Annotated in this window: 24 protein-coding genes; 19 read left to right on the top strand and 5 right to left on the bottom strand. The window is 70.8% G+C overall.

What is annotated here, in order from left to right; all coding sequences use genetic code 11:
- Positions 1–7: 7 nt before the first annotated feature.
- From E3O44_RS15240 to E3O44_RS15230, 3 genes are read right to left on the bottom strand one after another with little or no spacing between them, the layout of a single operon-like run.
- Positions 8–337, bottom strand: coding sequence for a hypothetical protein (locus E3O44_RS15240; RefSeq protein WP_134535632.1), 330 nt, complete (start codon positions 335–337; stop codon positions 8–10).
- Positions 330–989, bottom strand: coding sequence for an Asp23/Gls24 family envelope stress response protein (locus E3O44_RS15235; protein WP_241976364.1), 660 nt, complete (start codon positions 987–989; stop codon positions 330–332). Before E3O44_RS15235 ends, E3O44_RS15240 begins: the two co-directional genes overlap by 8 nt.
- Complete coding sequence (locus E3O44_RS15230) at positions 986–1561, bottom strand: RNA polymerase sigma factor (RefSeq protein WP_134535631.1); 576 nt, start codon at positions 1559–1561, stop codon at positions 986–988. The genes E3O44_RS15235 and E3O44_RS15230 overlap by 4 nt, the downstream gene beginning before the upstream one ends.
- 143 nt (positions 1562–1704) lie before the next feature.
- Here E3O44_RS15230 and E3O44_RS19435 point away from each other — a divergent pair, with 143 nt between their 5' ends.
- The 3 genes from E3O44_RS19435 to E3O44_RS15215 all read left to right on the top strand — a co-directional run bounded on the left by E3O44_RS19435 (position 1705) and on the right by E3O44_RS15215 (position 4835).
- Positions 1705–2361 (top strand): Asp23/Gls24 family envelope stress response protein, encoded by a 657-nt coding sequence (locus E3O44_RS19435; RefSeq protein WP_134535630.1) that lies wholly within the window; start codon positions 1705–1707, stop codon positions 2359–2361.
- 160 nt (positions 2362–2521) lie between these two features.
- Complete coding sequence (locus E3O44_RS15220; RefSeq protein WP_134446342.1) at positions 2522–2788, top strand: GlsB/YeaQ/YmgE family stress response membrane protein; 267 nt, start codon at positions 2522–2524, stop codon at positions 2786–2788.
- A 148-nt stretch (positions 2789–2936) separates the two neighbouring features.
- Entirely contained in the window at positions 2937–4835 is a 1899-nt protein-coding gene (locus tag E3O44_RS15215; RefSeq protein WP_134535629.1) for a polysaccharide deacetylase family protein, read from the top strand.
- A gap of 74 nt (positions 4836–4909) precedes the next feature.
- Here the strand turns inward: E3O44_RS15215 and E3O44_RS15210 are convergent, their stop codons facing one another.
- Positions 4910–5887 carry a magnesium transporter CorA family protein gene (locus tag E3O44_RS15210; protein ID WP_134535628.1) on the bottom strand — a complete coding sequence of 326 codons (978 nt, stop codon included), beginning with the start codon at positions 5885–5887 and terminating at the stop codon, positions 4910–4912.
- Between the two features lie 257 nt (positions 5888–6144).
- Here E3O44_RS15210 and E3O44_RS15205 point away from each other — a divergent pair, with 257 nt between their 5' ends.
- On the top strand, positions 6145–7245 hold the full coding sequence (locus E3O44_RS15205) for an ABC transporter substrate-binding protein (RefSeq protein WP_241976363.1): 1101 nt from the start codon (positions 6145–6147) through the stop codon (positions 7243–7245).
- Positions 7246–7292: 47 nt separating this feature from the next.
- On the opposite strand, the gene E3O44_RS15200 is transcribed toward E3O44_RS15205, so the two are convergent.
- Positions 7293–8072: a COG4705 family protein gene (locus tag E3O44_RS15200; RefSeq protein ID WP_241976362.1), complete on the bottom strand. Its 780-nt coding sequence runs from the start codon at positions 8070–8072 to the stop codon at positions 7293–7295.
- Between the two features lie 310 nt (positions 8073–8382).
- On the opposite strand from E3O44_RS15200, the gene E3O44_RS15195 reads away from it, so the two are divergent.
- The 15 genes from E3O44_RS15195 (at position 8383) to E3O44_RS15125 (ending at position 26505) form a co-directional block, all read left to right on the top strand.
- On the top strand, positions 8383–9354 hold the full coding sequence (locus E3O44_RS15195) for a S1C family serine protease (RefSeq protein ID WP_134535626.1): 972 nt from the start codon (positions 8383–8385) through the stop codon (positions 9352–9354).
- Between the two features lie 74 nt (positions 9355–9428).
- Positions 9429–10364 carry a TetR/AcrR family transcriptional regulator gene (locus E3O44_RS15190; RefSeq protein WP_134535625.1) on the top strand — a complete coding sequence of 312 codons (936 nt, stop codon included), beginning with the start codon at positions 9429–9431 and terminating at the stop codon, positions 10362–10364.
- Between the two features lie 62 nt (positions 10365–10426).
- On the top strand, positions 10427–11608 hold the full coding sequence (locus E3O44_RS15185) for an acyl-CoA dehydrogenase family protein (RefSeq protein WP_134535624.1): 1182 nt from the start codon (positions 10427–10429) through the stop codon (positions 11606–11608).
- Between the two features lie 122 nt (positions 11609–11730).
- The gene (locus E3O44_RS15180; RefSeq protein ID WP_134535623.1) at positions 11731–12921 is read left to right on the top strand and encodes an ArsB/NhaD family transporter; all 1191 of its coding nucleotides are present in this window, start codon (positions 11731–11733) and stop codon (positions 12919–12921) included.
- 85 nt (positions 12922–13006) lie between these two features.
- Positions 13007–13738, top strand: coding sequence for a PRC-barrel domain-containing protein (locus E3O44_RS15175; RefSeq protein ID WP_134535622.1), 732 nt, complete (start codon positions 13007–13009; stop codon positions 13736–13738).
- 369 nt (positions 13739–14107) lie between these two features.
- Complete coding sequence (locus E3O44_RS15170) at positions 14108–14305, top strand: hypothetical protein (protein WP_134535621.1); 198 nt, start codon at positions 14108–14110, stop codon at positions 14303–14305.
- Positions 14306–14748: 443 nt separating this feature from the next.
- Positions 14749–16587, top strand: coding sequence for a MinD/ParA family ATP-binding protein (locus E3O44_RS15165; protein WP_134535620.1), 1839 nt, complete (start codon positions 14749–14751; stop codon positions 16585–16587).
- 398 nt (positions 16588–16985) lie between these two features.
- Positions 16986–17852, top strand: a complete 867-nt coding sequence (locus E3O44_RS15160; RefSeq protein ID WP_134535619.1) for a glycosyltransferase family 2 protein — start codon at positions 16986–16988, stop codon at positions 17850–17852.
- Positions 17849–18844: a glycosyltransferase family 2 protein gene (locus E3O44_RS15155; protein ID WP_134535618.1), complete on the top strand. Its 996-nt coding sequence runs from the start codon at positions 17849–17851 to the stop codon at positions 18842–18844. The genes E3O44_RS15160 and E3O44_RS15155 overlap by 4 nt, the downstream gene beginning before the upstream one ends.
- Positions 18841–20424 (top strand): lipopolysaccharide biosynthesis protein, encoded by a 1584-nt coding sequence (locus E3O44_RS15150; RefSeq protein ID WP_134535617.1) that lies wholly within the window; start codon positions 18841–18843, stop codon positions 20422–20424. The genes E3O44_RS15155 and E3O44_RS15150 overlap by 4 nt, the downstream gene beginning before the upstream one ends.
- The gene (locus tag E3O44_RS15145; RefSeq protein ID WP_134535616.1) at positions 20421–21905 is read left to right on the top strand and encodes a glycosyltransferase family 2 protein; all 1485 of its coding nucleotides are present in this window, start codon (positions 20421–20423) and stop codon (positions 21903–21905) included. The genes E3O44_RS15150 and E3O44_RS15145 overlap by 4 nt, the downstream gene beginning before the upstream one ends.
- Entirely contained in the window at positions 21902–22357 is a 456-nt protein-coding gene (locus tag E3O44_RS19390; RefSeq protein WP_174775089.1) for a hypothetical protein, read from the top strand. Before E3O44_RS15145 ends, E3O44_RS19390 begins: the two co-directional genes overlap by 4 nt.
- A complete protein-coding gene (locus tag E3O44_RS15135; protein WP_134535615.1) occupies positions 22354–24195 on the top strand; it encodes a hypothetical protein in 1842 nt (613 codons plus the stop codon). Before E3O44_RS19390 ends, E3O44_RS15135 begins: the two co-directional genes overlap by 4 nt.
- Complete coding sequence (locus E3O44_RS15130; protein WP_134535614.1) at positions 24192–25568, top strand: hypothetical protein; 1377 nt, start codon at positions 24192–24194, stop codon at positions 25566–25568. The genes E3O44_RS15135 and E3O44_RS15130 overlap by 4 nt, the downstream gene beginning before the upstream one ends.
- The gene (locus E3O44_RS15125) at positions 25561–26505 is read left to right on the top strand and encodes a glycoside hydrolase family 16 protein (RefSeq protein WP_134535613.1); all 945 of its coding nucleotides are present in this window, start codon (positions 25561–25563) and stop codon (positions 26503–26505) included. The genes E3O44_RS15130 and E3O44_RS15125 overlap by 8 nt, the downstream gene beginning before the upstream one ends.
- Positions 26506–26511: the final 6 nt, after the last annotated feature.

The following is a 26511-nucleotide window of genomic DNA, read 5'->3' as shown; positions in this document are numbered from 1 at the left end:
GGGGTCGTCAGCCGATGCGGGCGACCGTGACCGCGATCTCGGCGATGACCGGGTCTCCGGCGCGACTGAAGTGCTCCGCGATGGCGTCGTGAACGCGGCGGCAGACATCCGGTGCAGCATGGTCGGGGCCGACGCCGATATTCGCGGCGATGGAGAGTCCGCCGGAGCGCTCGACGACGACGACCGGATTGGGAGCGTCCACGCTCGGGATCAGCGCGGCGACGACCGAGGTGACGACCGTGGCCAGGAGGGGGCCGGCCGGGTAGAGCGCGTCGACGCCGGGGACGGCGAGGATGTCGTCGTCGAGTCGATCGGGTGCGACGGCGGGCTCACTCATCGGCGTCTCCTTCGGGGGTCGACGGGGTCGTCCTGAGGTACAGGTCGGTGACCGTGATGTCGACGGCGGCGATCGAGAGTTCGGTCTGCTGCACGAGCACCGCGTAGACCGCCGCGCGCAGGCGGGCCGTGAGTACCGGGACGCTCTCGCCGGCATCCATCCCGTCGGTACCCACCGAGACCTCGAGGCGCACCGTGATCGGCGCCCCCGGCTCGGTGACGTCGCCGTCGAGGCGGCAGCGACTGATCAGGATGCCGTCGATTCCGTCCCCCGCGGTGCGCAGGACACCGATCACCGCGCCTTCGGTCAGCGCCAGCCGGGCGACCGGTGAGTCGGACGCGAGCGGGATCCGTCGGCCGGCCCGGGTTTCAAGCCGGATGCTGTCGATGATGGTCGCGACCCAGCCGTCGTTCCGCGCTGCTTCCCGGTCCACGGCGGCCGAATCGACCCGGCGCAGCGCTGAGCGGAGCCGCTCGAGCCGGGTGAGTGCCGTCGTGCATGCCGGGGAGTCGTCGATGCTCGAATCGCTCGGGGTGCGGCCGCGGTCGAGGTAGTCGTTGAGGTCCTCGATAGTGTGCCCGGACAGGCGGGCCTGTTCCTCGGCCTGTTCCTCGGGATCGAACGCCACAAAGGGGGTGTCTGGGGTGTTCATCGCCAGTCCTCCAATTCCCGCAGCAGGGTTTTTCGGGCGCGTGCCAACAAGCCTCGCACGGTCGACACGGGCAGGTCGAGTTCTTCGGCGATATCGGTGTAGCTGTATTCGCCGAGTTCCCGCAGCGTCCAGCAACGCCGCTGGTCGTCGGGCAGTTCCGCGAGGCAGCGTGCGAGGGCCTCGGCCTGTTCCTGCGTCTCGGCGACGTGGTGCGGCGTGAGGGCGGCCGGGGCCGCGGCATCCGTCTCGGTGATGTCGGCGTGGTCGCGGCGGGCGCGCACCCGGTCGATGCTCTTGCGCCCGCAGATGCGCATCAGCCAGCTCTTCACGGCCGCGCCGTTCTCGAGGGTCGGCAGTTGCCGCCAGGCCGTGATGAACGACTCCTGCACCACATCGTCCGTTTCGTCGTTCGAACCCAGGATCCGGGTCGCGTGCACCCGCATCAGCGGGCCGTGGCGGCGCACGAGGACCTCGAAGGCGCGCACATCGCCGTCGGCCGCACGGTCGGCGAGGAGGGCATCGGAGGCGGTGTCCAGAGCGGATGCGACGGCGAGCCTGGTAACTGTTGTCATCACGTCCTTCCCGAATCACCCGGTGGTGGGTTGAATCAATTTTCGATCTCCGCGTGACGAAACGGTTGCGGACTCCGTCATACCAGTGACGATCACCACGATCACCACGATCATCGCCCATCGACAACGAAAGAATACCTATCATGGCGCTTTCCCGTGCTCTTCGCGGTATTTCCGATCGCGACTCGTCTGGCGGTGCGTCCGGTGGCGATTCGCCCGGCGGGCAGACCGTCATCAGCGACAGTGTCGTCGCCAAGGTCGCGGGGGTCGCCGCCCGTGGCGTGACCGGGGTGCACTCCCTCGGCAGCGCGCCCGTCCGTGCCTTCGGCGCCATCCGGGAGGCCCTGAGCGGAACGGACCTGAGCCAGGGCGTCAGCGTGACGGTCGGCGACACGGACGTCGTCGTCGACATCGTCATTGTGGCGGAGTACCCCGTTCCCGTGCATGAGGTCGCGGCCGAGGTGCGGGCGAGCATCACCCGGGCGATCGAGGACTTCGTCGGCCTCGCGGTGTCGGCGGTGAACGTCACGGTCAACGACGTGCACCACCCCTCAGAAGACGACCAGACTTCCCGCGCAACCGCGTCGGGCATTCCCAGAGAAACACCGAGAGAAAGTGACAACACGATGAGCGCATCGGACAAGATCAAGAACGCGGCCGAAGACCTCAAGGGCAAGGCCAACGAGGCCATCGGCAAGGCCACCAACGACGACTCCAAGGTCGCAAAGGGGCGCGCGGAGCAGGCAGCCGCGAGCGCCAAGAAGGCCGGCGAGAACATCAAGGACGTCTTCAAGGACTAGTCCTGTTTCGGCGCGGCGGGCCCCGGCCTGCCGCGCCGATGTCGTGTCACCGCACGACTGCTTCACCGCAGGACCGTTTCACCGCACGACCGATTCACGGCACCACCGTTTCACCACATCATTCGCAACCACGCGTGACCAATATAGAAAAGAGCACCCCATGGGCTTCTTCGGTTTCCTTCTCCTCGGCCTGATCGCCGGGGCCATCGCCAAACTCATCCTCCCCGGCCAGCAGGGCGGCGGCTGGTTTGTGACCCTGCTCCTCGGTGTCGTGGGAGCGCTCCTCGGCGGGTTCCTCGGCGGCATCCTGTTCAACGCCCCGCTGCAGGACTTCTTCTCGCTGCAGACCTGGCTCCTCGCCATCGGCGGCTCCATCGTCGTCCTCCTGATCTACGGCCTCGCGACGGGTCGTCGCCGCGCGGCCTAAGCATCCGTTTGCCCCCCATTCTGGTGGGGCGCCGCGCATTGACAGGGCTGAAAGGTCACCCGTTAATGGTTCCTCCGGCGCCCCAACCCGACTGTCTTCCGTGCCGCCCCGGCGCGGAAGACAGGGGCCCAGAATGGAGCTCAGCGAAATGGACGTTCAGCCAGGCATTCCTGCGGCCGGTAGTCACCGGCCGACCGGCGGATTCAGGAGAAGCCGCCCCCGCTGGATCGCCTGGGTCTCGACCTTCGTGCTCGCACTCGTCTCCGTCGGAGTCGCCGACGGATTCGCCGCCCTTCCCGCAAGCGCCGCCGTTCCCGCCGTCATCACGCTCACGTTCGACGACGCGAACGCGGACCAGATGACCGCCGCCTCGATCCTCAAGGCGAACGGGCTGCACGGCACCTTCTACACACCGTCCGGCTACGTCAATCAGCCGGGCTATCTGACGGTCGCGCAAATGCAGAGCCTCGTCGCCGACGGCAACGAGATCGGCGGACACACCGTGACGCACCCCGACCTCGCGACCCTGCCGACGGACGAGGCCACCCGCCAGGTCTGCAATGACCGGGTCAACCTCACCAACTGGGGATTCCGGGTGACGAGCTTCGCCTACCCCTTCGCCTCGCTGCTCACGCCCGCGACCGAGACCATCGTCAAGAACTGCGGGTACAACAGCGCCCGCGGCCTCGGCGACATCCAGACCCGGTTCGGCTGCACCGGCTGCGCGCTCGCCGAGACCATCCCGCCGGCGGACCCGTACCTGACCCAGGCCCCCGACGAGGTCGACAACACCTGGAGCCTGACGGATCTCAAGAACACCGTCACCCAGGCCGAGACCGCAGGCGGCTGGCAGCAGCTGACCTTCCACCACATCGCGACCGGGCTCACCGACCCGCTCACGATCAGCCCGACGCTGTTCACCCAGTTCGTGCAGTGGCTGAAGACCCGCCCGGCCACGACGACGATCAAGACGGTCGACCAGGTCATCGGCGGCACGGTGAAGGCCGTCGTCTCCGGCCCGGCCGTCACGCCCAAGCCGGCCGGCAGCAACCTCGTGTCCAACCCCGGCTTCGAAACCCTCACGGCCGGGGTTCCGCAGTGCTGGCAGGGTGCCTCATTCGGCACGAACACCCCTGCCTTCACCACGGTCACTCCGGGCCGCAGCGGCAACCGGGCCGGCCGCCTGACCGTGACGGGCTACTCCAACGGTGACGCGAAATGGCTGCCGACCCCCGACCTCGGCGGATGCGCCCCGGCAGCCACCCCGGGCACGGCCTACGCGCTCGCGGCCTGGTACAAGTCCACGGCGGCGACGCAGATCGAGGTCTACTACCGCACCGGACTCGGGTCCTGGACCTACTGGACCGCGAGCCCGCTCTTCGCGGCGTCCGCGACCTACCAGAAGGCGAGCTGGACGACCCCGGCCCTGCCGGCGGGCGCGAGCGCGATCACGTTCGGGCTCAACCTCCTGAGCAACGGCACCCTGACCACGGATGACTACTCGGCCTTCGACGCCGCAACCCTGCCCGTACCGCCGCCGCCGGCCCCCGGAACCAACCTGGTTCAGAACTCGAGCCTGGAGACCGCCGGCGTCGCCGCCCTCCCGCAGTGCTACCAGATCGGCGGCTACGGCTCCAACACCGCCACGTTCACGACCGTCGCGACGGCGCACACCGGAACCAAGGCGGAAAAGCTCGTCGTGACGAACTACGCCAACGGCGACGCGAAGCTGCTGCCGAGCCTGGACAGCGGGGCCTGCGCCCCGCCCGCGATCGCCGGGCACACCTACTCGCTCCGGGCCTGGTACACGTCGACGACGTCCACCCAGTTCGCCGTCTACTACCGCGATGCGAGCGGGACCTGGCAGTACTGGACGTCGAGCCCGTGGCTCGCGACGGCATCCGCTTTCACCCAGGCGAGCTTCACCACCCCGGTGCTCCCGGCCGGCGCCACCGCGATCAGTTTCGGGCTGAACCTGTTCAGCAACGGAACCCTCGTGACCGACGACTACGCGATCTTCGACACGGTCGGGGCCCCCGCGCTGTAGCGGTGGCGGATGCCGGGCGCGACCCCCTGGGGCCGCGCCCGGCATCCGCTGGTCGTTGCCCGGTCGTACCTGTCTCAGATCCAGTCGTTGCGCTTGAAGAGCAGGTAGAGGAGCGTGGAGAGGCCCACGATGAGCGCGATTGAGCTGTAGAAACCGCCCAGTTCGCTGAAGCCGGGGTACGGGACATTCTGGCCGTAGAAACCGGTGATCGCCGTGGGCACTGCGATGATCGCCGCGTACCCGGTGACCTTCTTCGTGATCACGTTGAGCCGGTTGCCCTGGATCGCGAGGTTGGCCTCGAGCACGCTCGTGGCGAGGTCCCTGAGGCTCTCGGTCCACTCCATCGCGCGCAGCACGTGGTCGTAGACGTCCTGGAAGTACGGCGCCATGTCGTTCGGCAGCAGGTGCACGTCCCGGCGCAGCAGGGTGTTGACGACCTCACGCATCGGCAGGATCACCCGGCGCATCAACACGAGGCTCTTCCGGAGATCGAAGGAGCGGCGCTGCACGGCCTCCTGGTCGCTCCTCGGTTCGAAGAGCTGGCTCTCGAGCTCCTCGACCTGGTCGTCGAGGGCCTCGACGGCCTCGAAATAACCGTCGACGAGGAAGTCGAGGAGGCCGTGCAGGAGGAACGCGACACCGTTCGAGGCGAGGTCGGGGGAGGAATCCCAACGTGCGACGACGGCGTCGATGTTGAAATCGGGGTCCTTGTGCACGGTGACGAACGCGCGGTCGGTGATGAAGGCGGCGATCTCCGACGTTTCCACGGCGGCCGTCTCCGGCGAGAAGGTGATCGCATACGCGGACAGGAACAGGTGGTCGGAATACCGGTCGAGTTTGGGACGCTGGTGCAGCTTCATGGCGTCCTCGACGGCGAGGGCGTGCAGGCCGAGTTCCTCTGCGAGCAGGTCGAGGTCGGCTTCTTCGGGCGAGCAGAGGTCCACCCAGACCACGCAGCCCTCGTCGGCGAGGTGTTCGGAGACGTCGGCGAGCGGGAAGCCCTCGTCGACGAGGTCTCCGTTCCGGTAACAGCGGGTTTTCGGTGTGCGCACACCTCAGTCAATCAGCATCCGTGCGGCTGCGGGGCCAACGCCCCTGCCGAGTCTCAGCGCCGCCCGGGCCGAGTCCCAGGCCGCCGCGCCGGGCTCGTCGAGGTTGTGTGACGTTGCTTTACGTTTCGTGACCGGGCGTGACCGGCGGGAATGTCGCCCGGGGCATTCGATGAATAACGTCGTCTCGAGGCCACCCAGGTCTCGTGACCAGTCCGGGTGCCTCGGGGCACGCCGTCCACCGAATGGAAGTGAAGCCCATGTCCACCAAGACCCCCACCACTGCTCGTCGCGCGGGGATGCGCCTCGCCCTCGGCGCGGCATCCGTCGCCCTGCTCGCCAGCACCCTGAGCGGATGCGCCGCCTCGGCCGATGCTGCATCGGCCAGCGCCTCGGCAGGCCCCGCCGCAGAGCTTCGGCTCGGCTACTTCGACAACGTCACCCACGCCCCCGCGCTCGTCGGACTCGAGAACGGCCTGCTGCAGGAATCCCTCGGCAGTACCAAGCTCAGCACCCAGATCTTCAACGCCGGCCCCGCGACGATCGAGGCGCTCAGCGCCGGGGCGATCGACGCGGCATACATCGGCCCGAGCCCGGCCGTGAACAGCTATATCAAGAGCAAGGGCGAGTCGATCAAGATCGTCGCAGGCGCGACGAGCGGGGGAGCGGCCCTCGTCGTGCGCGACGGCATTAACTCCGCAGCGGACCTGAAGGGCAAGATCCTCGCCTCCCCGCAGCTCGGCAACACCCAGGATGTCGCATTGCGCTCCTGGCTCAGCAGCCAGGGCTTCACGACGGACACGTCCGGCGGTGGTGACGTGAAGATCACGCCGACCGACAACGCCCAGACGCTCACCCTGTTCCAGAGCGGCGCCATCGACGGCGCCTGGCTCCCGGAGCCCTGGGTCTCCCGCCTCGTCGTCGACGCGGGCGCGAAGGTGCTCGTCGACGAGTCCTCGCTCTGGCCGGACGGCTCATTCCCGACGACGGTGCTGCTCGTCCGCAAGGCCTTCCTGACCGAGCACCCGGACACCGTGCAGGCGCTCGTGGCCGGCAACGCGGCATCCGTCGACTGGCTGACGAAGAACCCGGCGGATGCCGCGACCGTGATCAACAAGAAGCTCACCGCCGACAGCGGCAAGGCACTCTCCGACACCGTGATCACCCGCGCACTGACCAAGGTGACGTTCTCGACCGATCCGCTCGCGTCGACGTTCGCGGTGAGCCTCAAGAACGGCGTCACGGCCGGTACCACCAAGACCGGCGACCTGACGAGCCTCTTCGATCTCACGGCGCTCAACAAGGTGCGCACGGCGGCCGGCGAGCCCCCGGTCTCCGCGGCCGGCCTCGGCGCCGAGTAGCGCCGAGCCGCCGCGTCTCCGCCGCGAAAGCGGGTGAATCGTCGGTTTCAGTGCGTCAAACCGACGATTCGCCCGCTTTCGCGTGAGGGGGAGGCGAGGCGGGCGACGAGAGCGAGGATCGCCAGAGCGAGGACGAGGCTCACCGGGCCCGTGCCGAGGTCGAGGCCGCCCCGCGCGGGTGAGACGGCGGCCCAGTCGGCGAAGGATGCCCCGAGCGGCCGCGTCAGGACATACGCGAACCAGAATGCGAACGTCGCATTCATGCCGAAGCGGAGATACGCCACTGCGGGGATCGCGATGAGCACAGCGAAGACGATCCCGGACGCGAGGTAGCCGAGCCCGAAGGTCATCGCGGTCAGGTCGCCGGCCGCCGTGCCGAGCGCGAAGGTCGTGAGCACCGTCGCCCAGTAGAAGCACTCGCGGGGGCGGGTCACGATGCTGTGGATGGAGAGTGACTTCTCGGTCGTCCGCCAGGCCAGGAAGAGGGCGGCGAGTGCGAGGACGAAGGCGACCGTGGACACGAGGTAGGGGATTCCGAGGCCGACGTGCACGGCATCCGCTGCCATGGTGCCGAAGATGCTCACCAGGACGACGGCGAGCCAGTAGGCCCACGCGACGTACCTGCGGAGGGCGAACTGCAGGAGCAGAATGGCCAGCAGGCCGAGGCCCGCGAGGCCGACGGCGAGGGGCGGGTCGATCTGGTGCACGAGGTAGTCGGCTGTCGTCTCGCCCATCCCGGTCGTGAGCACCTTGGCGACCCAGAACGCGGCGGTCACCTGGGGGACCTTGCTCAGCATCGGCCGGGTGCTCTGCTCGATCTCTGCCACGTACGCTCCGCTCGTCAGCCCTCCACGCTACGGAGCGGCGGGCGCGGAACGGTGGCGAATGGGGTCCGCGGTCAGGTTGCGGTCAGGCGCACCACCACGGAGTAGCCGTGCATCAGCGGCCGGAGCACCGATCGTCAGTGGCGATCGCGTCGATCGAGGACCGGTGCGGCCGTCCGGGGAGGATCGCGCGCACGGCCCCGCTCCCGTGTTCGCCGAGGGCGTGAGCCGGGGAGGGCCAACGCAGGCAGAGCCCGAGTACATTGGCCGGCATCCGCAGTGACTGCGGGCAAGGGAAAGGGGAAGACGGGCGATGACCGAGGCAGGGGACGAGACCACCGAGGGCCCGCTCGACGCGTACTCCCGGGTCGTGACCGAGGTCGCCGCGACCGTGACCCGCCAGGTCGCGGCGATCGAGATGTCGGTCACCACGCCGCGCGGCCGGGTGCGCCGCGGCGCCGGTTCGGCCGTGCTCTACTCCGCAGAGGGCTACCTGCTCACGAATGCCCACGTCGTGCTCGGGGCGGATGCCGGCCTCGCCCTCTTCTCCGACGGCACGAGCAGCGCACTCGAGATCGTCGGCTCCGATCCGCTCTCCGACCTCGCCGTGCTCCGTTCCCCTGCCCTGACCCTGCCGGAACCCGCCCGGCTCGGCAACGCCGACACTCTCCGCGTCGGCCAGCTCGTCGTCGCGGTCGGCAACCCGATGGGCCTCGCCGGCTCGGTGACCGCCGGCGTCGTCAGCGCGCTCGGGCGCTCGCTGCCGACCAGGTCCGGTTCGGCGGCCCGGGTCATCGAAGACGTCATCCAGACGGATGCCGCACTCAACCCCGGCAATTCCGGCGGGGCGCTCGCCGACTCGCGGGGCATCGTCGTGGGCATCAACACGGCCGTCGCCGGCGTCGGCCTCGGCCTCGCCGTGCCGATCAATCCCACGTCCCGACGCATCATCGACGCTTTGCAGCGGGATGGCCGGGTGCGCCGGGCATACCTCGGCCTCGTCAGTACACCGATACCGCTGCCGCCCGACGTTGCCGCCCGCGTGCACCAGGACGTGGCCCTGCGGGTCGTAGACGTGATCGCGCGTTCGCCCGCCGATCGGGCCGGCCTCAAGCCCAACGACCTGATCCTCGCAGCGGGGCGCGAACCGGTCAGGGACGCGCAGGGACTCCAGCGTCTCCTGTTCGGCGACGCCATCGGCCGGCCGCTTCCGGTCACCGTGCTCCGGGGAACGGCAATGGTCGACGTGATCGCCGAGCCGGAGGAGCTCGCCGCCGTGCGCTGAGCCGCTGAGCCCGCACTGCTCCAGACGACCAGGTGCGCGGGAGTGGGCGCGATTCCGTGCTAATTTCTCGACTGATGTCCGTTCCCGCAGCAGAAGTCCCCGCCCGGCCCCGTCCGGCGCGCTCCCGCTCCCGCGTCGAGGTGGCCGACATCGCCGTGCGCCTGTTCCGCACCAACGGCTACGAGGCCACGACCGCGAGCGACATCGCCCGCGCGGCCGGCGTCTCGCGCAGCACCTTCTTCCGCCAGTTCCGATCCAAGGAAGACGTGATCTTCGCAGACCACGACGAACTCGCCGTGCAGATCGCCGCGTACTTCGCCGTGCGCCACGACGACCCCTGGCTCGCGGTCCGTGACGCCGCGACGATGGTCTTCGAGCGGTTCCGCGAACGGCTCGACAGCGTCCGCGTGCGCGACCTCGTCGTCCGTGACACCCCGACCCTTCGCGACCGCGAGACGATCATGGCCATCCGATACGAGCAGATGTTCGCCGCCTACCTCCGCTCCGCCCGCCCGGAGGTGCCCCCGCTCACCGCCATTCGCTACGCCGCGGCAGTCACCGCGACGCACAACTACGAACTTCGCCGCCTGATCCGAGGTGCCGCCCCCACTTCGTCTCGGGCGGATGCCGCGTCGGGCGCCGAGCCGGATCCTGCGGCCGCTGCCGCGACAGTCTCCGCGGCCGAGTCCGAGGCGAGTGCCGAGCCGGGCGCCGAGAGGGGCTCGACGATCGGTGTCGAGCCGGATGCCGCGACAGACGCCGAGCATGCCGCGCATCTGGCGGCGGAGCTCGCCGCGGAACTCCGCGAAGTGGGGCGCCTGTTCCACCCGGACGCAGCATCCGCCCCGGCCCGGCAGCCGGCGGACGGGAAGCAGCCGGCGGGGGAGGCCCCGGCCGAGCTCGTGGTCGCGGTGTTCCCGGGAACGATCTCCCCGGACGAGCTCTCCCGAGAGGTCGCCCGCGCCCTCGGCGGTCGCCGCGCCGCGCACACATCGGGACCCGCAACTTGACACTCAGTGTCATTTGACCCGACACTGAGTGTCACACCAGCCGAACCCAACGAAGGGGAACCGTGCCCGACTACGACGTATCCGTGCCGCTTGACACCGACTACTACGAACTCTTCCGGGACGTGCCCGCGGCCGACCGCGCATTCTGGGACCGGGCCCGCGCCTTTGCGATCGAAACCCTCGATGAGGTCACCGAAGCCTGGGACAAGGCCGAGTATCCGCTGCACCTCGTCCGCCGGCTCGGCGAGCTCGACCTGCTCACCGACGGCGTCGCCGGCCCCGGCCTCACCGCGATGTCCCCCCTCGCCGCCGGACTCGTCAACATGGAGATCTCCCGCGGTGACGGCTCGATGGGCACGGTCGTGGCCGTGCAGGGCGGGCTCGCGCTTCGCAGCATCGCCCTGTATGGCAGCGAGGCGCAGAAGGCGGAGTGGCTCGTGCCCCTGGCCCGCGCCGAGAAGCTCGGCGCCTTCGCTCTCACCGAGCCCGACCACGGCTCCGACTCCGTCGCGCTCGAGACCACCGCGACCCGCGAGGGTGACGCGTGGGTGATCACCGGCGAGAAGAAGTGGATCGGCAACGGCTCCGTGGGCGACGTGACCGTGGTCTGGGCCCGCGACGACGACGGCAATGTGCGCGGGTTCCTCGTGCCGCAGGACACCCCCGGGTACCAGGCCCAGACGATCACCGGAAAGGGCTCCCTGCGCGGCATCCACCAGGCCCGCATCGTGCTCGACAACGTGCGCGTGCCCCTCGACGCCCTGCTGCCGGGCACCCGCACCTTCAAGGACACCGCGACCGTGCTCTTCGCCACCCGCCTCGGCGTTGCCTGGTCGGCGCTCGGCCACGCCACCGCGGTCTTCGAGGCGGCTCTCAGCTACTCGAACCAGCGCATCCAGTTCGGCAAGCCCCTCGCCGGGTTCCAGCTCGTGCAGGAACGACTCACGCGGATGCTGTCCCAGCTGACCGCGATGCAGCTCTACTGCCTGCGCCTCGCCGAACTCGACGCCGCCGGAACCATGCGACCGATCCAGGCGTCCCTCGCCAAGTACCACAACACCCGGGCCGCCCGCGAGATCGCGGCAACCGCGCGCGACGTGCTCGGCGGCAACGGAATCCTGCTCGAGAATCACGTGATCCGGCACCTCGCCGACATCGAATCCCTGCACACCTACGAGGGCACCGAGAGCGTGCAGTCCCTCCTGATCGGCCGCGACCTGACGGGCGTGAGCGCCTTCCGCTGACCCGCTCGCGCTTCCGCTCACCCCCGCCGCGAGAGCGCACTTGTGGCCCCTAAAACCGCGGTTTAAGGGCCACAAGTGCGCTCTCGCGAGGCGGAGGGCTCCCGACCGATACACTCCGATTCATGGTTTTGTCCCTCATCGGTGCCGGTCTACTCCTGCTCGGCACCGTCGCCGTGGCGACCGGCCTGCTCCCGCTAGACGAACTGCTCGTGCTCGTCGACCGGGTGGCGCCGATCCTGGCGTTCGTCGTGGCCATGACCGTCGTCACGGAGCTCTGCAGCGAGGCGGGGGTGTTCCGCTGGATCGCCCGCCGGCTGCGGCACTGGGGCGGCGGCCGGGCCTGGCTGCTCTGGCTGTGGGTCGCCGGGATCGCGATCGTCACGACCGTGTTCCTCTCGCTCGACACGACCGCCGTGCTCCTGACGCCGGTCGTCGTCGTGGTCGCGCGGCAGGCGGGCCTGCCGCCGCTGCCGTTCGCCCTGACGACGGTGTGGCTCGCCAACACCGGGAGCCTGCTGCTCCCGATCAGCAACCTGACCAACCTGCTCGCCCAGAACCGCCTCGGCGGCATCTCCCCGATCGCCTTCGCCGGTCTGACCGCGGCCCCCGCCCTCGTCGCCGTGATCGTGCCGATGGCCATGGTCGCGCTCATCTTCCGCAAAGACCTCAGCAAGCGGTATGCGAGCGTGCCCGTGCAGCGGATGCGCGTGGCGGGCACGTCGGGAGCGGCGGCATCCGTCGACCGGGTGCTGCTCGGGACGAGCGCGTTCGTGCTCGCGGCCCTGCTGCCCGCTCTCGTCGTCGGCCTCCCGGTGTGGCTGCCGTCGAGCATTGCCGCGCTCGTGCTGGCCGTCGTGTTCGCCGTGCGGCGCCGGAGCGTGCTCCGCATCACCCTGATTCCGTGGTCGCTGCTGTTGTTCAGCGCCGGCCTGTTCCTTGCGATGGAGGCGCTGCAGAACCTCGGGCTGCCGGTGCTGCTCACCGCGCTCGCCGGGGCGGGGAACGCTCCGGGCGACCTGTTCCGCCTGGCCGGCACGAGCCTGGTCGGCTCGAACCTGGTCAACAACCTGCCCGCCTACCTCGCGCTCGAGCCGGTCGCCGACTCGACCCCGCGGCTGCTGGCCGTGCTGATCGGCGCGAACGTCGGCCCGCTGATCACCCCGTGGGCCTCCCTCGCGACCTTGCTCTGGCACAGCAGGCTCGAGAAGATGAACGTGCTGATCACGTGGCGCGGGTATGCACTCTTCGGCCTCGTGCTCGCCCCGGTCACGGTCGGGTTGAGCGTGCTCACGATGATCCTCGTCACCGCGTGACACCCGCCCGGCCGCCCGGTGCGGTGCGAGAATACAGGAACCCAGCCGTGCCTCGAGCGCGTGCCTCCAGGGAAGGAATGACCGAATGATCACCCTCGAAGGGATCGACGACATCGTCGTCAACGGCGGTGTCGTCGTGACGAGCGACGGGGTGAAGCTCGGCTCGGTCGAACAGGTCTTCCTGAGCGAGGACTCCGGCCAGCCGGCCTTCGTCACGGTGCGCACCGGCCTGTTCGGCATGCTCGAGTCGTTCGTTCCGCTCTACGGTGCGACCATCGACGGCCCGCGCGTGGTCGTGGCCTTCGACCGCGACCGCATCCGCAACGGCCCCCGCATCGAGAGCGACCGGGGATCGATCACCGCCGACGAGGAGAACGAACTCTACGGCTACTACGGCACGGCCGCGCCGGAGTCGGCTGGTGCGGCTGCGGCAGAGGAGGTGACCGAGCCTGCCGAGTCGGTTGTTCCCGGCGAGCCAGGCGAGGCCGGCGTCCCGGTCGAGTCCGGCGCGATCACAACGGATGCCGCCGTCCGTCCCGAGACGCGGCTGCCGTCCCCGGGCACGCCGCCAACCCCTGGGCAACCGCACCCTCACCCGTACGACGGCCCGCACCCGCCTCCTCGCCCGTACGACGGCCCGCATCCCCACCCGCACCCTCCGCACGACGGCCCGCATCCGCACGGACCGCACGATGGGCCGCCCCCGGTCCCGCCGCACCTGCGCAAGCACGAGGTCGACGGCCGCCCGCACCCCCACGACAGCCCGCACCCGCCGCCTCCGCACGATGACCCGCCGCCACCGCGCCCCCGTCCCTGACGAATTCGACGGAGATTCTGCGGTTTCGGCACGTGGGAACGCCCCTGAATCGGTTCAGAAACGAAAATCTCCGTCGAATCGGTTCGGTGACGCGCCCGTAACACAGTGACGTTTATGTGACGATTCATCAGTTTCGCTGCGCGTTCGGTGTAGCGCCGCCCTACTCTGGTCAGCAACATAACTGCCTCGCACGAGACGTCGATCCCTCGACGGCTCCCCCGCGAAAGTGACGACCGGCTCGATGCCCGCAGTGGGCGTCGCTCACCGCCGTCCGATTCAGTTGAACCACCAGGCACCGTTGCCGGCGCACGACGCAAGCCGGCGGTGTCGTGAACCAGAAACAGTGCTGTGAACCAGAAACACGCAACCATGACCGATGATGAACTCCTGCTCGAGACGGACTACACGAGTTACGCCAACTCCTGCCGCGACCCGCACATCACGGCGACCCAGGAACTCGTGGAGTGCCGCCGCCAGAACGGCCATGACGACACCCACGCCACGCGCGCGGGGATCCGCGCCATCCGCTGGCACCCCGGGACCGAGAACCTGCCGCTCGCGGGCTGAGCCAGCGAACCGAGTTCGCCGATAGCGGAACGGAAGCCCGGCTCGGCATCCGCACAGGGTTGTGGCCGTCTATGCGAGCGCGCGATAATCACCCAGAGTCGCCGTCTTCGCCGAGTGGCCCCGATGAGTAGGCGACGCTGGGCGCGAAGTGGGATCCTCGCGGAGCGCGGTGCGCGCCCGGGCGGCGTCACGCATCCGTGAATCTCGCCGAGAGTCGCCGTTTCCGCCGAGTGACCCCGGTGTACGGCGACAGTGGACGCGGACGGCGATTCCCGGGGAATCCGGGGCGTCAGTGCGCGTCCGCCGAGGGTGCAACTGAGGAAGAATCACGCCTAAACGAGGGGTAATCACTTCCGCCCGTTAGGCTGGTCCGTGGCGCGGTCCAGTTATTCCGGAGCGCACCAAAGCACGAAGAGCTGAGCTCGACGGAAAAAAGGCTGACCATGAAACACGAAGTATCCGTACCTCCTCGCATCCAGGCAACGATTCGTAGCAACGGAACCGGCGAACTGATCATCGACGGGGTGGGTCAGCAGGTGACGGCCGGCGACGAAGCCGGTGTTCGGGAAGAGATCATCAACCGCGTGACGGATGCCGCCCGTGAACTCGGCCGCCCGGTGCGGCTGACCGCCGACGACGAGCAGGGCCAATGGCCCCTCGTCGTGCACCCGGACGGCGAAGTCGAGGCCGCAGGCGACTTCATCCCCGCCGCCGCGCTCTCAAGCGCAGCACTCGAAGCCGAGGAATCCGCAGCGCAGGGCAAGATCGCCAAGCGCGCCATGGCCCACACCGGAGACCGCAGCGCCGCGGCATCCCTGGCCGAACCGATGGAACCGATCGACGCCCTCGAGGAACTGGCCGAGCTGGCAGCCCTCGGCGATCCCCTCGACGCCGCGGCGCAGTTCTCGGCCGACGAGGCCGAGGCCGAGTCCGCGACGGAACGCGAAGCCGAATCCCACTCCCACTCCCACGCTGACGCCGACGCTGACGCTGACGCCGACGCTGACGCTGACGCTGACGCGGACGCCGATGCTGCCGTCCCCACGGCTGCCGCGCCCGAGGCCGCACCCGGGCACGATGCCTCGCAGCCCGCCGAGTCCCTGACCGCCGAGTCACTGACCCCTGAGTCGCTGCCCGCCGAGTCCCTGCCGGCCGGCCCCCGCCGCACGCCGGGGCCGCCGCCCGGACTCTTCGAGGACATCATCTTCGAACACGGCGATCTCGACGCCGACGACGACGATGTGGAAATCGCGTCCGGTTCGGTCGCCGCCTTCCGCTCCACGCCGGTCTCCGCGTCCTCCGCCCTGCTCGTCCCAGCACCGCACACGACCCTGGTCGCCGCGGAAGACGGGCCGAACCTCGCCGACTTCATGAGCTCCCGTCCCGCGATCGTCGCTGGACCCGCCCTGCTCGGCTGGCAGGGCACCGTGCGCCGGGTCACCGGCGGCCTCGTGAACCCGTCGCCCGGCCGGAGCGAACTCGCCCGCCGCGCCGCGATCGCTGCGGTGCAGCGCAGCCTCAGCGGTCCGCGCACGATCGTGGTGCTCAACCCCAAGGGTGGCGCGCACAAGACCACCGCGACCCTGCTGATCGCCGCGACCTTCGGCATCCACCGTGGCGGGTACACCCTCGCCTGGGACAACAACGAGACGATGGGCACCCTCGGCGTGCGGGCGCAGGGCGCCCAGCACACGAACACGGCCGTCGACCTGCTGCGCGACCTCGAGGACTTCGCGTACTCGACGTCGGCCAGGGTCGGCGACCTCGACAAGTACGTGCGCAACCAGGGCGACGCCCGCTTCGACGCGCTCGCCTCCGACCTCGACCCCGCCGGTGCCGCGAGCATCGACGATGTCGCGTTCGGCAAGCTCCACGCCGCGCTCAGCCGCTTCTACCGGATCCTGATCATCGACACCGGCAACAACATGCGCGCCTCGAACTGGGAGGCCGCCGTCGAAACCGCCGACCAGCTCGTGGTCGTCTCGACGATCCGCGAGGACACCGCCTACGGCGCGGCCTCGCTCCTCGACGGGCTGCGGCTCAAGGGGCACGGGGACAAGGTCGCCCAGGCCGTGACCGTGCTCGCGTCCCCGGCCAAGACCGCCGACCGGGCCCTGTCCGCCCGGTTGCACGACCACTTCAGCCAGCTCACCCGCACCGTCGTCGACGTGCCGTACGACCCGGCGCTCGTCGCCGGCGGCCCGCTCAACATCGACGCCCTTGCCCCGCGCACCCGCGAGGCATGGCTCTACGCGACCGCGGCGATCGCCGAAGGCCTGTAAACCGCGACTACCGGGCGGCGGTGAAGCGGTCGCAACCCCCGGCCGGGCACAGGCTGCAGTCCGTTCCGGGACGGTAATGCTCGTGCGCCGCCCGGACGTGCCCGCACGTGCAGAGCGCTTCGCCAGCCTCGATTGCAGATTTCATGGGGCCTCATCCGTGAATTTCTCCAAGGATAGTCCCGGGGCGCCCGGGCTCGTGCTCCGGTCCGGTCACTCTGTCCACGCGCGTGATACACGCGGTTCGCGGATGCTGCAATCCCCCCGAACTGGTCCCTCCCCCGAACGGCCGTGACCCGTACAGTGGTGCCAACTTACCCAAGTTGACGTTGCACCAAGGACGCTGCGGCTGACAATCCCTTCCTGTTCCACGCGACCCCGATAGTCGACAGGACGAAATTATGAGCCAGCACAGCGGCGCGCCTGCGCCTGGAATTCCGCGGATCTCGATCGTGATCCCGGCCCGCAACGAAGCCAGGAACCTCGAGGTGGTGCTGCCCACCCTGCCCGCGGTCCATCAGGTCATCCTCGTCGACGGTCATTCCGTGGACGGGACCGTCGAGACCGCCCTCCGGGTGCTTCCCGGCATCGAGGTGATCCAGCAGACCCGTCGCGGCAAGGGCAACGCCCTCGCCTGCGGGTTCGCCGCGGTGACGGGGGACATCGTCGTCATGTTCGACGCGGACGGCTCGGCGGACAGCGGGGAGATCCCCGCGTTCGTCGAGGCCCTCCTCGGCGGGGCGCACCTGGCCAAGGGCAGCCGCTTCCTGCCCGGCGGCGGCAGCGCCGACCTCACCGTGATCCGGCGGATCGGCAACCTCGGCCTCAACCTCGTGACGAACGTGCTGCTGGGCACGCGGTACACCGACCTCTGCTACGGCTACAACGCATTCTGGACCGAGGCGCTGCCGCACCTCGACCTACCGGATCCCGGGCTGCCCGAACGTGAGGACGGCCGGATGCACTGGGGCGACGGTTTCGAGATCGAGACGATCCTCAACTGCCGCATCGCCGTCGCCGGGCTCGTCATCGCCGAGGTCCCGAGCGTCGAGAAACTCCGCATCCACGGGGTCAGCAACCTCAGCGCCGTCCGCGACGGCTTCCGCGTGCTCAAGACCATCCTCGACGAGCGCCGCCGCCCCGAATCCGGACGTTCGCGCCCGGCGATCCAGCGGATGCAGGCACTCCAGCGTCTGCAGCTCCTCGCCGCGCTCCGCCGCCCGAGCCTGCGCGGCCTCGAGCAGGAGCCGACGGAGGAGGCGGCGTGAGCGGGCTCGTCCCGGTCAGCGTCGTGATCTGCGCATACACGCAGCGCCGCTGGGAGGAACTCACCCTCGCCGTCGCCTCGGCCGCCGCCCAGCCGGAGACCGCCGAGGTGATCGTCGTCATCGACCACGAACCCGAGCTGCTCCGCCGCGCGTACCTGGCCTGGCCCGAACTCACCGTGCTCCCCAACGAGGAGAGGCAGGGCCTGTCCGGCGCCCGCAACACCGGCATTCGCGCGGCCGGCTGCGGCATCGTCGCCTTCCTCGACGACGACGCCGCAGCGGCCGCCGACTGGCTGCACTGGCTCGTCGACCCCTTCGCGGATCCGAACGTGGCCGCCGTCGGCGGGCGGGCCGACCCGGTCTGGCCGGCCGAGGCATCCGCTCGCCTGCTGGCCCCCGAGCTGCTCTGGATCGTCGGCTGCAGCTACCGCGGCCTGCCGGTCGAACGCGCCGACGTGCGGAACGTGATGGGCTGCTCGATGGCCTTCCGCCGTGACGTCCTGCTCTCCAGCGGCGGCTTCAACCTCGACACGGGCAGGGTCGGCCGGCTGCCGCTCGGGTGCGAGGAGACCGAGCTGTGCATCCGGGTGCGCCAGGCGGATGCGACCGCGCGCGTCGTCTACGAACCGCGCGCGACCGTGCACCACCGGGTGAGCCCCGACCGCACGGGCTGGTCGTACCTGTTCAGCCGCAGCTACTTCGAGGGCGTGTCCAAGGCGGCGCTGAGCCGCACTCTCGGCCGCCGCGACGCCCTCGCCGCCGAGTCCTCGTATGTGCGCACGGTGCTCCCGCGCGCCGTGGTCCGCGAGTTGCGCGGCACCGGTTCCGGCGGCGCCACCCGCGCGGCGGCGATCGTGCTGAGTCTCGGTGCCGTCGGCTCCGGCTACCTGCGCGGCAGCGTGCGCCGACCGGCCCGGGTCGCCCGCGCGCTGCGTTCGGTCTCCGCGGTCTCCGCGACGTCCGCGGCACCGGGGACAGGGGTGTCCTCGTGACGGGACAGGGGGCGACGGCCGGTCCCGCGCGCGCGTCCACGACCGTGCCGGCGACCCCGGCAGCCGACCCGGCCGTCGACCGCGCCGTGGACCGCGCGGCAGGCCCGTCGCTCAACCGGCGCGTGACCGTCGATTCACTCTGGATACTCGCCGGGTACGCCGTCACCAGCGGTGCCGGGTTCGTCTTCTGGATCGTCGCCGCCCGGCTGGTCCCGCCCGCCGAGCTCGGACTCAACACCGCGATCTACTCGATCGTCACGGCCGCCGCCGCCGTGGCCGCGAGCGGGGTCGGCAACGCGCTGCTCGTGATGCTTCCGGTGAGCGGCGGCGCCCGCGCCCGGCTGCTGCGGCTCGGCGCGGGCACCGGAATGTGCATCGCGACCGTCACCGGTCTCATCGCCGGCGTGCTGGTCGCCCTGTTCGTCGCTCCGCAGGGACCTCCGGTCGTCACGGTCCTCGGCGTCGCCCTGGTCACCGTCGTCTGGTCGCTCTTCGTGGTCAAGGACCCCGTGCTCACCGCCCTCGGGCACGCCCGCTACACGCTCGCCGTGAACGGGCCCGTGAACGTGGCCAAGCTGGGACTGCTGCCGCTCCTCGTCGTCGTGGCCGGCACATCCGCCCTGCCCGTCGTCGTGGCAAGCGTCGCCCCGGCCGTGCTCGCCTGCCTGCTCGTCTTCGGGTTCAGCCTGCCGCGGTTGCTGCGCCGCACGCCCGACGGGGCCGCCCGGCCTGCCGACAGAGCGGATCAGAGCCGAGACGAGGCCGCCACGGCTTCAGGTGATGGGATCTCCCCGGTTTCGGTTTCGGAACCGGAGACCGTCACGGAGACCGTCCCGGAGGCCGTCCCGGAAACCCCGAGCGGCTGGCTGGAACGCAACCGGCGCGCGTTCGCCCTGTTCGTGCTGCGGGACGGCACCGCCAACGGGCTCTACCTCGGCGTGATCCTCGCACTACCCTTTCTCGTGACCGCGCTCGCCGGGGCGGAGCAGGGCGCCGTGTTCGCGCTGTGCTTCCAGATCAGTCTCGTGCTCGACCTCGTCGTGATCGGGGTGGGAGCGGCCCTCGCGACCCACTCGGCCGGTGCGGAAGTCGGAGCGCCCGCCGCCGCGATGCGGGTCTGGCTCCAGGTACTCGCCGTCGTGACGTTCGGGGCGGTGGCGCTCATCGCGGTGGCCCCGTTCCTGCTCGGCGCCCTCGGCCGGTTCTACGAAGGCAGCGCCGGCATCACCGTGATCGTGCTCCTCGCCGCCGGTTCGGTGCTCCGCACGAGCTTCGAGATCTGGAGTGCGACCCTGCGTGCCCGGCAGCACACCACGATCGTCCTGATCTGCACCGCCCTGTTCGCCGCCGGCCTCGTGCCGCTCGTGCTCGTGCTGACCCCGCGCTTCGGGGCCGTTGGTGCGGCCGCGGCGCTGCTCGTCGTGACGGTCGGCCTGGGCGTCGCCGGTGTCGTCGGGTTGCTCCGTCCCCTGCTCGCGGGCCGCCGGTCGGCGCCCGCCGTGCCTGCATCCGTTGTGCCCGTGCCCGCGGTTCCCATGCCCGCGGAGACCATGCCTGCGGAGACCGGGGTCCGCGCATGACCCGCCTGCGGCTCGAACCGGCCATGCACAACCCGATCGCCCCCGACTGGCCAGGGGCCAGCTGGGTCGGCACCATCGACGAGTTCACACTCGCGCGCGCCGTCGCATCCCCTGCATCCCCCGCGTCGGCCGCATCCACCGCGGCGGCAGGGGCAGGAAGGTCAGTCGACACCCTCGCCGAGTGCGTCGACGCGACCGGCTACGCCCGGGCGCGCCTCCTGGTGCGACGCGGGGCGGACATCCGTGGGTTCGTCGACGTCGCCCTGACCGACGGATGCCTCGACCTCGCCGATCTGCACGCGCGCGTCGCCCTGCTCCCGCCGCCGGACGCACGCATCGGGCCCGTCCCCGCGCCGGACACGCTGCCCGCGTTCACCGTCGTGGTCTGCACCCGTGACCGGACCGCCCTGCTCCGCAGCGCACTCCTGTCTGTGCTCGCCATCGACTACCCGCACTTCGAGGTGCTCGTGGTCGACAACGCCCCGGCGACGCACGAGACTCGCGACCTGCTCGCGAGCGAGTTCGCCGGTCGGGTGCGCCGGATCGAGGAACCCGTCCCCGGCCTGTCCCAGGCCCGTAACACCGGCCTCCGGAACGCCCTCGGCGAGCTTGTCGCCTTCACCGACGACGACGTCACGGTCGACCCATTCTGGCTGCACGCGCTCGCCACGGGCTTCGCGCGCGGCGAGGATGTCGAGTGCGTCGCCGGCCTCGTGCCGAGCGGCGAACTCCGCACCGCCGTTCAGGCCTTCTTCGACGGCCGGGTGAGCTGGTCGCGCAACCTGCGCCCGCGGCACTTCCGTCTCGCCGACCCGCCGGAGGGACTGCCGATGTTCCCGTTCTCGGTGGGGGAGTTCGGAACCGGCGCGAACTTCGCGCTGCGCCGCAGCTACGCGCTCGGGATCGGCGGCTTCGACACGGCCTTCGGCGTCGGCACCCGCACCGGGGGAGGAGAAGACCTCGACATGTTCACCCGGGTGATCCTCGCCGGGCGCGGCCTCGTCGTCGAGCCGTCCGCGCTCGTCTGGCACCGGCACCGCGACGACCTCGCCGCGCTCCGCCACCAGGCCCGCGGCTACGGCACCGGCCTCGGGGCGTGGCTGACCAAGATCGCGCTCAACCCGCGGACCGCCCGCATCGCCCTGCGCCGCAGCCCGACCGCGCTCGTGCACCTGGTCAGGAAGGGCGGCGGTGCGCTGCCCGATTCCGGGGAGCGGATGCCGGCGGCCGGCTCGGCGACGGACGCCGCGCTCCGCCGCGAGATCAATCGCGTCGGCTGGTACGAACTCGCCTGCGTTGCGCGCGGGCCCTGGGCCTACCTCCGCCAGCGCCGGGCCGGTGCACAACTGCATAACTCCTGCAGATCCGAACCGCCCGGCCAAACTCCCCCGGAATTCCGGGGGACTCCCCTCGGCCGTGCGGAATCTGGAGGAGTTATGCCATTCCGTGAGCGGGACCGGGGAACGGAGGCGGCCTCGTGAACGGGCGCCGGCCCACCCCGTGGGGGATCGTCGCGATCGCGGCCGGGGCCGCGGGGCTCGTGGCCGCCACCGGACTGCTCCCGACGCCCGTGCAGGCAGTGCTCGTCGCGGCCCTCGTGCTTGCGGGGCCGGGGTCCGTCCTGCGGATCTGGGTTCCGATGCCCGCCTCGACCGCCGCCGTCCTCGTCCCGGCCATCGGGCTGACGACGCTCATCCTCCTGACGACGGCGATGGAGACCCTCGGCCACTGGCAGCCGGCCGCCTCCCTCCTCACGCTGTCGGGAGTCGCGATCGTCGGCGGCCTGAGCCGCTGGCGGGCCGCACGCGGTGCACCCGACGCGCCCGTCCCTGCGGGCCCGGCCGGGCTGGCCGGGCTTGCAGGGCTTGCAGGGCCGGAAGGGCCGGTTGGCCCGGCCGGGATCGCCCCGACCCGGACGGAGGAGGCGCCATGACCGCGCTTCAGTCCGGGGCGGTCGCGCCCCCGACACCGGATCCGGCCCCCGCCGGTCGCGCCGGTCGCACCGGCCGCAGCGTGCGCCGTCTCATGACCGCGCCGCTCCTGCTGAGCCTTCTCGCGGCCCTCGTCTTCGCGGTTGCGCTTCCGGGCCTGGCCGACGCCGTCCCCACCCAGAACGGACTGCTCTTCTCGAGCGCACCGGGTCTGCCGGCCGGTGCGGTGTTCGTCGGCGCGGTGCTCCTCGCCGTGCTCGCGTTCTGCCTCGCGGTGCGCCGCCGGAACCCGCTCGAGGCATCCGTCGCCCTGCTCGTCTATATCGCGTGCTTCCGGCTTCCGGTCGCCCTCGCCGCTCCCGAACCGATTTATGGCTGGACCTACAAGCACCTGGGCGTCGTCGACTACATCGAACGCCACGGCACGCTCCTACAGGGGATCGACATCTACTCCGGCTGGCCCGGCGTGTTCGCCGCGATCGCCTGGTTCGGCACCGTGACCGGGGTTCCGGTCGTCGTGATCGCCCAGTGGTTCTCGCTCGGCATCCATCTCGCCCTCGCGGTGGCCGTCTTCGCCCTCTGCCGGGCCTTCGGCCTGGCCCCCCTCACGGCCCTCGTCGGGGCGTTCGTCGCAGAGACGGCGAACTGGATCGGCCAGGACTACCTCTCCCCACAGGCCCTGACCTACCTGCTCGCCGTCATCCTGCTCACGCTGCTCCTGCGCAGCCGCGAACGGCCCGTGTTCGGCTGGCTCTCCGTTCCCCTTTTCGCGGCGATCACGGTCAGCCACCAACTCACCCCTTACTGGCTGATCGGCATCACCCTCGCGCTCGGCCTCACCCGGCAGGTCCGCCCGCGCTACCTCGGTCTCGTCTTCGCGCTGATCGCCGGCGGCTACCTCGCCGCCAACTACGACGCCGTCGCGTCGTTCGGCCTGCTCTCGGGGTTCGACCCGGTCGCCAACGCCCACAGCGGGTTCGCGGGCTCCGGAAGCCTCGGGCAGACCCTGACCGCCCTCGCCGCCCGTGCCTCGGCGATCGCACTCTGGGGTGGTGCGGCGCTCGCCGCCGTCCTCGCCATCGTCCGAGCGAAGCGGATGCGCGCACCAACCTGGATCGCCCTCGTCCTGGCGTTCTCCTCCTTCGCCCTGCTCGCCGGACAGAACTACGGCGGTGAGGCGATCTACCGGGTTTTCCTCTACTCCATCCCCGGCTGCGCCCTCCTTGTCGCACCGCTCGTGGAGCGGGCGCTGTCCGCGGGACGGCCGGCCGGCCCGTTCGGCCCGGCCAACCCGGCCAACCCGGCCAACGCGGGCGACCCGGCCGTGCGTCGGCGTCCCCGGCACGGGGCGGTCGCGGCGACGCTCGTCGCACTCCTCCTCTCCGCCGCCTCCCTGCAGGCGTACTACGGCGCCTGGTTCTCGAACCTGATCCGCAGCGACTCGCTCGCCGTCGCCGAGAGCCTGCTCCGCACCGGGAAGGCCCCGGCGCTGATCCTGAGCATCGCCCCGGTCGGCCCGAGCCGGATGCTCGCCGAATACGCCGACTTCGCCGCGATCGACGGCCAGTACGACGCGAGCATGACCAGCTGGTCCGGCTGGCTCGGTCAGGGGTTCGAGACGACGGATGCCACCGACCGGCTCACGACCGACCTCGCCGACTCCGACAGGCCGATCTACGTCTTCGTCACGAGCCAGATGGCCGACTACAGCGACTACTACGGCCTCTACCCCGCGGGGGCCGTCGACCGGTTTACCGCCCAACTGGCCGCGAACCCCGGCTGGACGACCCTCGTCGATACCCCGACCGTGCACCTCTTCACGCTGAAGGACCGCCGATGAGCACACCCCGCGAAGACCTCGCCCGGCCGACCCCGGCCCGCCCCGACACGGCAGCCGTCGCCCCGGCACCCGCCGGCCCGGTCCTCCGTCTCCCGATGGCGATCGGCGACCGGATGGGCAGGGGCGGCATGATCGCGTGCGCCTTCGGCCCCCTCGACCTGCCGGACCGCACCGCGATCGTCGACGCCCTGGTGCGGATATCGACGGCGAGCCCGGAATCCCGCGCGGGACTCGCGTTCGCCGCGACCGGTTCCGGCTGGATCCACGACCCGGCCGGCCTCGCCGCGCACTGCGCCGGGGCCGTCTCGATCGCCGAGCCGCTCGACCCCGACGACCTCGCCGGCGACCTCTGCCGCCGGGCCCTCGACATCGACGCGGACCGGCCGCTGCACTACCAGCTCGCCGGTGACTACCTGCTCCAGTTCTTCGATCACAGCGTGGGGGACAGCGTCCTGCTGCTGAGCCTCCCGGCCGCGATCCTCGGGGTTGCCGCCGGGGGTCCGCTGCCGGAGTGGCTCGGGGAACGCACCGCGCGGCATCCGCTCGCCGACGCCGTGCGGCACACGTTCCTCCGGCATCCCGGCCAGTTCCTCGCCGCGGTCAACGCACGCCAGGATCCCCGGGCCGAGCTCGACGCGCGAGCGGAGGCCGTCGGCCTCCCCGATCCGGTGCGGCCGCGGCCGCGGGAGACCCGCCCCTGGCGACCCGAGCCCGCGTTCTCCGCGGTCACGATCACGAAGGACAGCGCCAAGCTGATCCGGAGCTGGTCCCGGAAGCACGCGGGCGGCGCCTCGTTCACGGCGGTCCTGACGATGATGCTCCGGCGCGCGCTCGAGCGGAGCGGCGTTCCGGTCGCCCCGGCGAGCACCCTCGTCTACGACCTCCGTCGCTACCTGCCGCCGGGCTCGACGGTGTTCGGCAACTTCATCACGGGCATTCCGCTGCGGGTGGCGAACCCCGACGACCCGGAACAGCTCGACGCCAGGATCCAGGAGACCGTCGCCTCCGCCCGCCCGCTCGCCGCGCTCCTCGCCGGGGCCGCCAAGCACCGCCTGCGGCAGGCACCGGTCCCCGTTCCGGACCGGGTGCCCGTCGATCCGGTCGCGACCCTGGTGCTGAGCAACGCCGGCGTGTCCCGGTCGCTGCAGCAGCTGCCGTGGACCCGCACCGAGGGCACCCCGCACCACGCCATCTTCGGCGTCCGCACCGTCGGCGCCGAACAGTTGAGCGTGCTGCTCACGATCCTCGACGGCGACGTGCACATCACCGCGACCTTCCACGGCAACGTCTTCGATCCCGCCGCCGTGGCGGGCGCACTGCGCCTGATGGCGGCGGAACCGGAGACGCTTCTGCTCGATCCTGCGGATGCCTGATGCCGGCCGGACCCACGGCTCCGGTGCCCCTGTGCACTCCGCGCCGCCGGCATCCCCGGTCCGCCGCCGCATCGTCGTGGCCGCAGCGGCCGGGACCGCGCTCGCGCTCCTCGCCGGGGTGTTCGGCGTCGTCGTCGCCTCGAGCGGAACGGCCGCGCTCGCCCACCCCGACCCGCTGACCGTCTGGTCCGACGAATTCGACGGCCCGGCCGGGTCGCTCCCGAACCCAGCGAACTGGACCTTCCAGCTCGGTGCGGGCGGGTGGGGCAACCACGAACTGCAGACCTACACCGATACCAACGCCCGGCTCGACGGCGACTCGCACCTCGTGATCACCGCGGCGATCGGCACGGATGCCGGCGGGCGCCCGAGCTACACCTCCTCGCGGCTGACCACGGCGGGGAAGGTCACGGTGCAGTACGGGACACTCGAGGCACGCATCCGCCTGCCGGACGGCCGGGGACTTCTGCCGGCGTTCTGGCTGCTCGGCGACACCGTCGACACCGTCGGCTGGCCTGCCGCGGGGGAGATCGACGTCGTCGAAACGCCGGGGAGCACGGCCAGGAGCGCGCATCACCTGCACGCGGCCGCGACGACGGACCGGAGCGCCGACCGGAGCCTGTCCGCGGATGTTGCGCACTCCCCGGCCCTGAGCGGGGACTTCCACCTCTACTCCGTCGAGCGTGAACCCGGCAGGGTCACCATCCGGGTCGACGGGCGGGCCGTGCTCTCGGCGACCCCGGAGACCGCGCCCGCGGACCTCGCCTGGGCCTTCGACGGGCCCTTCCAGGTGCTGCTCGACGTCGCCATCGGCGGCGACTGGCCCGGCGCCCTCGACGCGACGACCCCCGCGATCTCCCAGCTGATCGTCGACTGGGTTCGCCTCACCCCGGACCCCGGAGGCGCGAACCTTTCCGTTCGCCCGGATACGCCATAATGCACG

Source organism: Cryobacterium algoricola (assembly GCF_004402485.1).
Lineage (GTDB): Bacteria > Actinomycetota > Actinomycetes > Actinomycetales > Microbacteriaceae > Cryobacterium > Cryobacterium algoricola.
The sequence above is the reverse complement of the archived record's forward strand: the minus strand, read 5'-3'. Positions and strand labels throughout refer to the sequence as shown.

Coding starts and splice junctions, on each gene's coding strand:
- E3O44_RS15130 (WP_134535614.1), top strand. CDS start 24,192: ATGAGCACACCCCGCGAAGACCTCGCCCGGCCGACCCCGGCCCGCCCC.
- E3O44_RS15160 (WP_134535619.1), top strand. CDS start 16,986: ATGAGCCAGCACAGCGGCGCGCCTGCGCCTGGAATTCCGCGGATCTCG.
- E3O44_RS15220 (WP_134446342.1), top strand. CDS start 2,522: ATGGGCTTCTTCGGTTTCCTTCTCCTCGGCCTGATCGCCGGGGCCATC.
- E3O44_RS15240 (WP_134535632.1), bottom strand. CDS start 337: ATGAGTGAGCCCGCCGTCGCACCCGATCGACTCGACGACGACATCCTC.
- E3O44_RS15135 (WP_134535615.1), top strand. CDS start 22,354: ATGACCGCGCTTCAGTCCGGGGCGGTCGCGCCCCCGACACCGGATCCG.
- E3O44_RS15205 (WP_241976363.1), top strand. CDS start 6,145: ATGTCCACCAAGACCCCCACCACTGCTCGTCGCGCGGGGATGCGCCTC.
- E3O44_RS15170 (WP_134535621.1), top strand. CDS start 14,108: ATGACCGATGATGAACTCCTGCTCGAGACGGACTACACGAGTTACGCC.
- E3O44_RS15145 (WP_134535616.1), top strand. CDS start 20,421: ATGACCCGCCTGCGGCTCGAACCGGCCATGCACAACCCGATCGCCCCC.
- E3O44_RS15165 (WP_134535620.1), top strand. CDS start 14,749: ATGAAACACGAAGTATCCGTACCTCCTCGCATCCAGGCAACGATTCGT.
- E3O44_RS19435 (WP_134535630.1), top strand. CDS start 1,705: ATGGCGCTTTCCCGTGCTCTTCGCGGTATTTCCGATCGCGACTCGTCT.
- E3O44_RS15180 (WP_134535623.1), top strand. CDS start 11,731: ATGGTTTTGTCCCTCATCGGTGCCGGTCTACTCCTGCTCGGCACCGTC.
- E3O44_RS15175 (WP_134535622.1), top strand. CDS start 13,007: ATGATCACCCTCGAAGGGATCGACGACATCGTCGTCAACGGCGGTGTC.
- E3O44_RS15125 (WP_134535613.1), top strand. CDS start 25,561: ATGCCTGATGCCGGCCGGACCCACGGCTCCGGTGCCCCTGTGCACTCC.
- E3O44_RS15230 (WP_134535631.1), bottom strand. CDS start 1,561: ATGACAACAGTTACCAGGCTCGCCGTCGCATCCGCTCTGGACACCGCC.
- E3O44_RS15235 (WP_241976364.1), bottom strand. CDS start 989: ATGAACACCCCAGACACCCCCTTTGTGGCGTTCGATCCCGAGGAACAG.
- E3O44_RS15215 (WP_134535629.1), top strand. CDS start 2,937: ATGGACGTTCAGCCAGGCATTCCTGCGGCCGGTAGTCACCGGCCGACC.
- E3O44_RS15195 (WP_134535626.1), top strand. CDS start 8,383: ATGACCGAGGCAGGGGACGAGACCACCGAGGGCCCGCTCGACGCGTAC.
- E3O44_RS15190 (WP_134535625.1), top strand. CDS start 9,429: ATGTCCGTTCCCGCAGCAGAAGTCCCCGCCCGGCCCCGTCCGGCGCGC.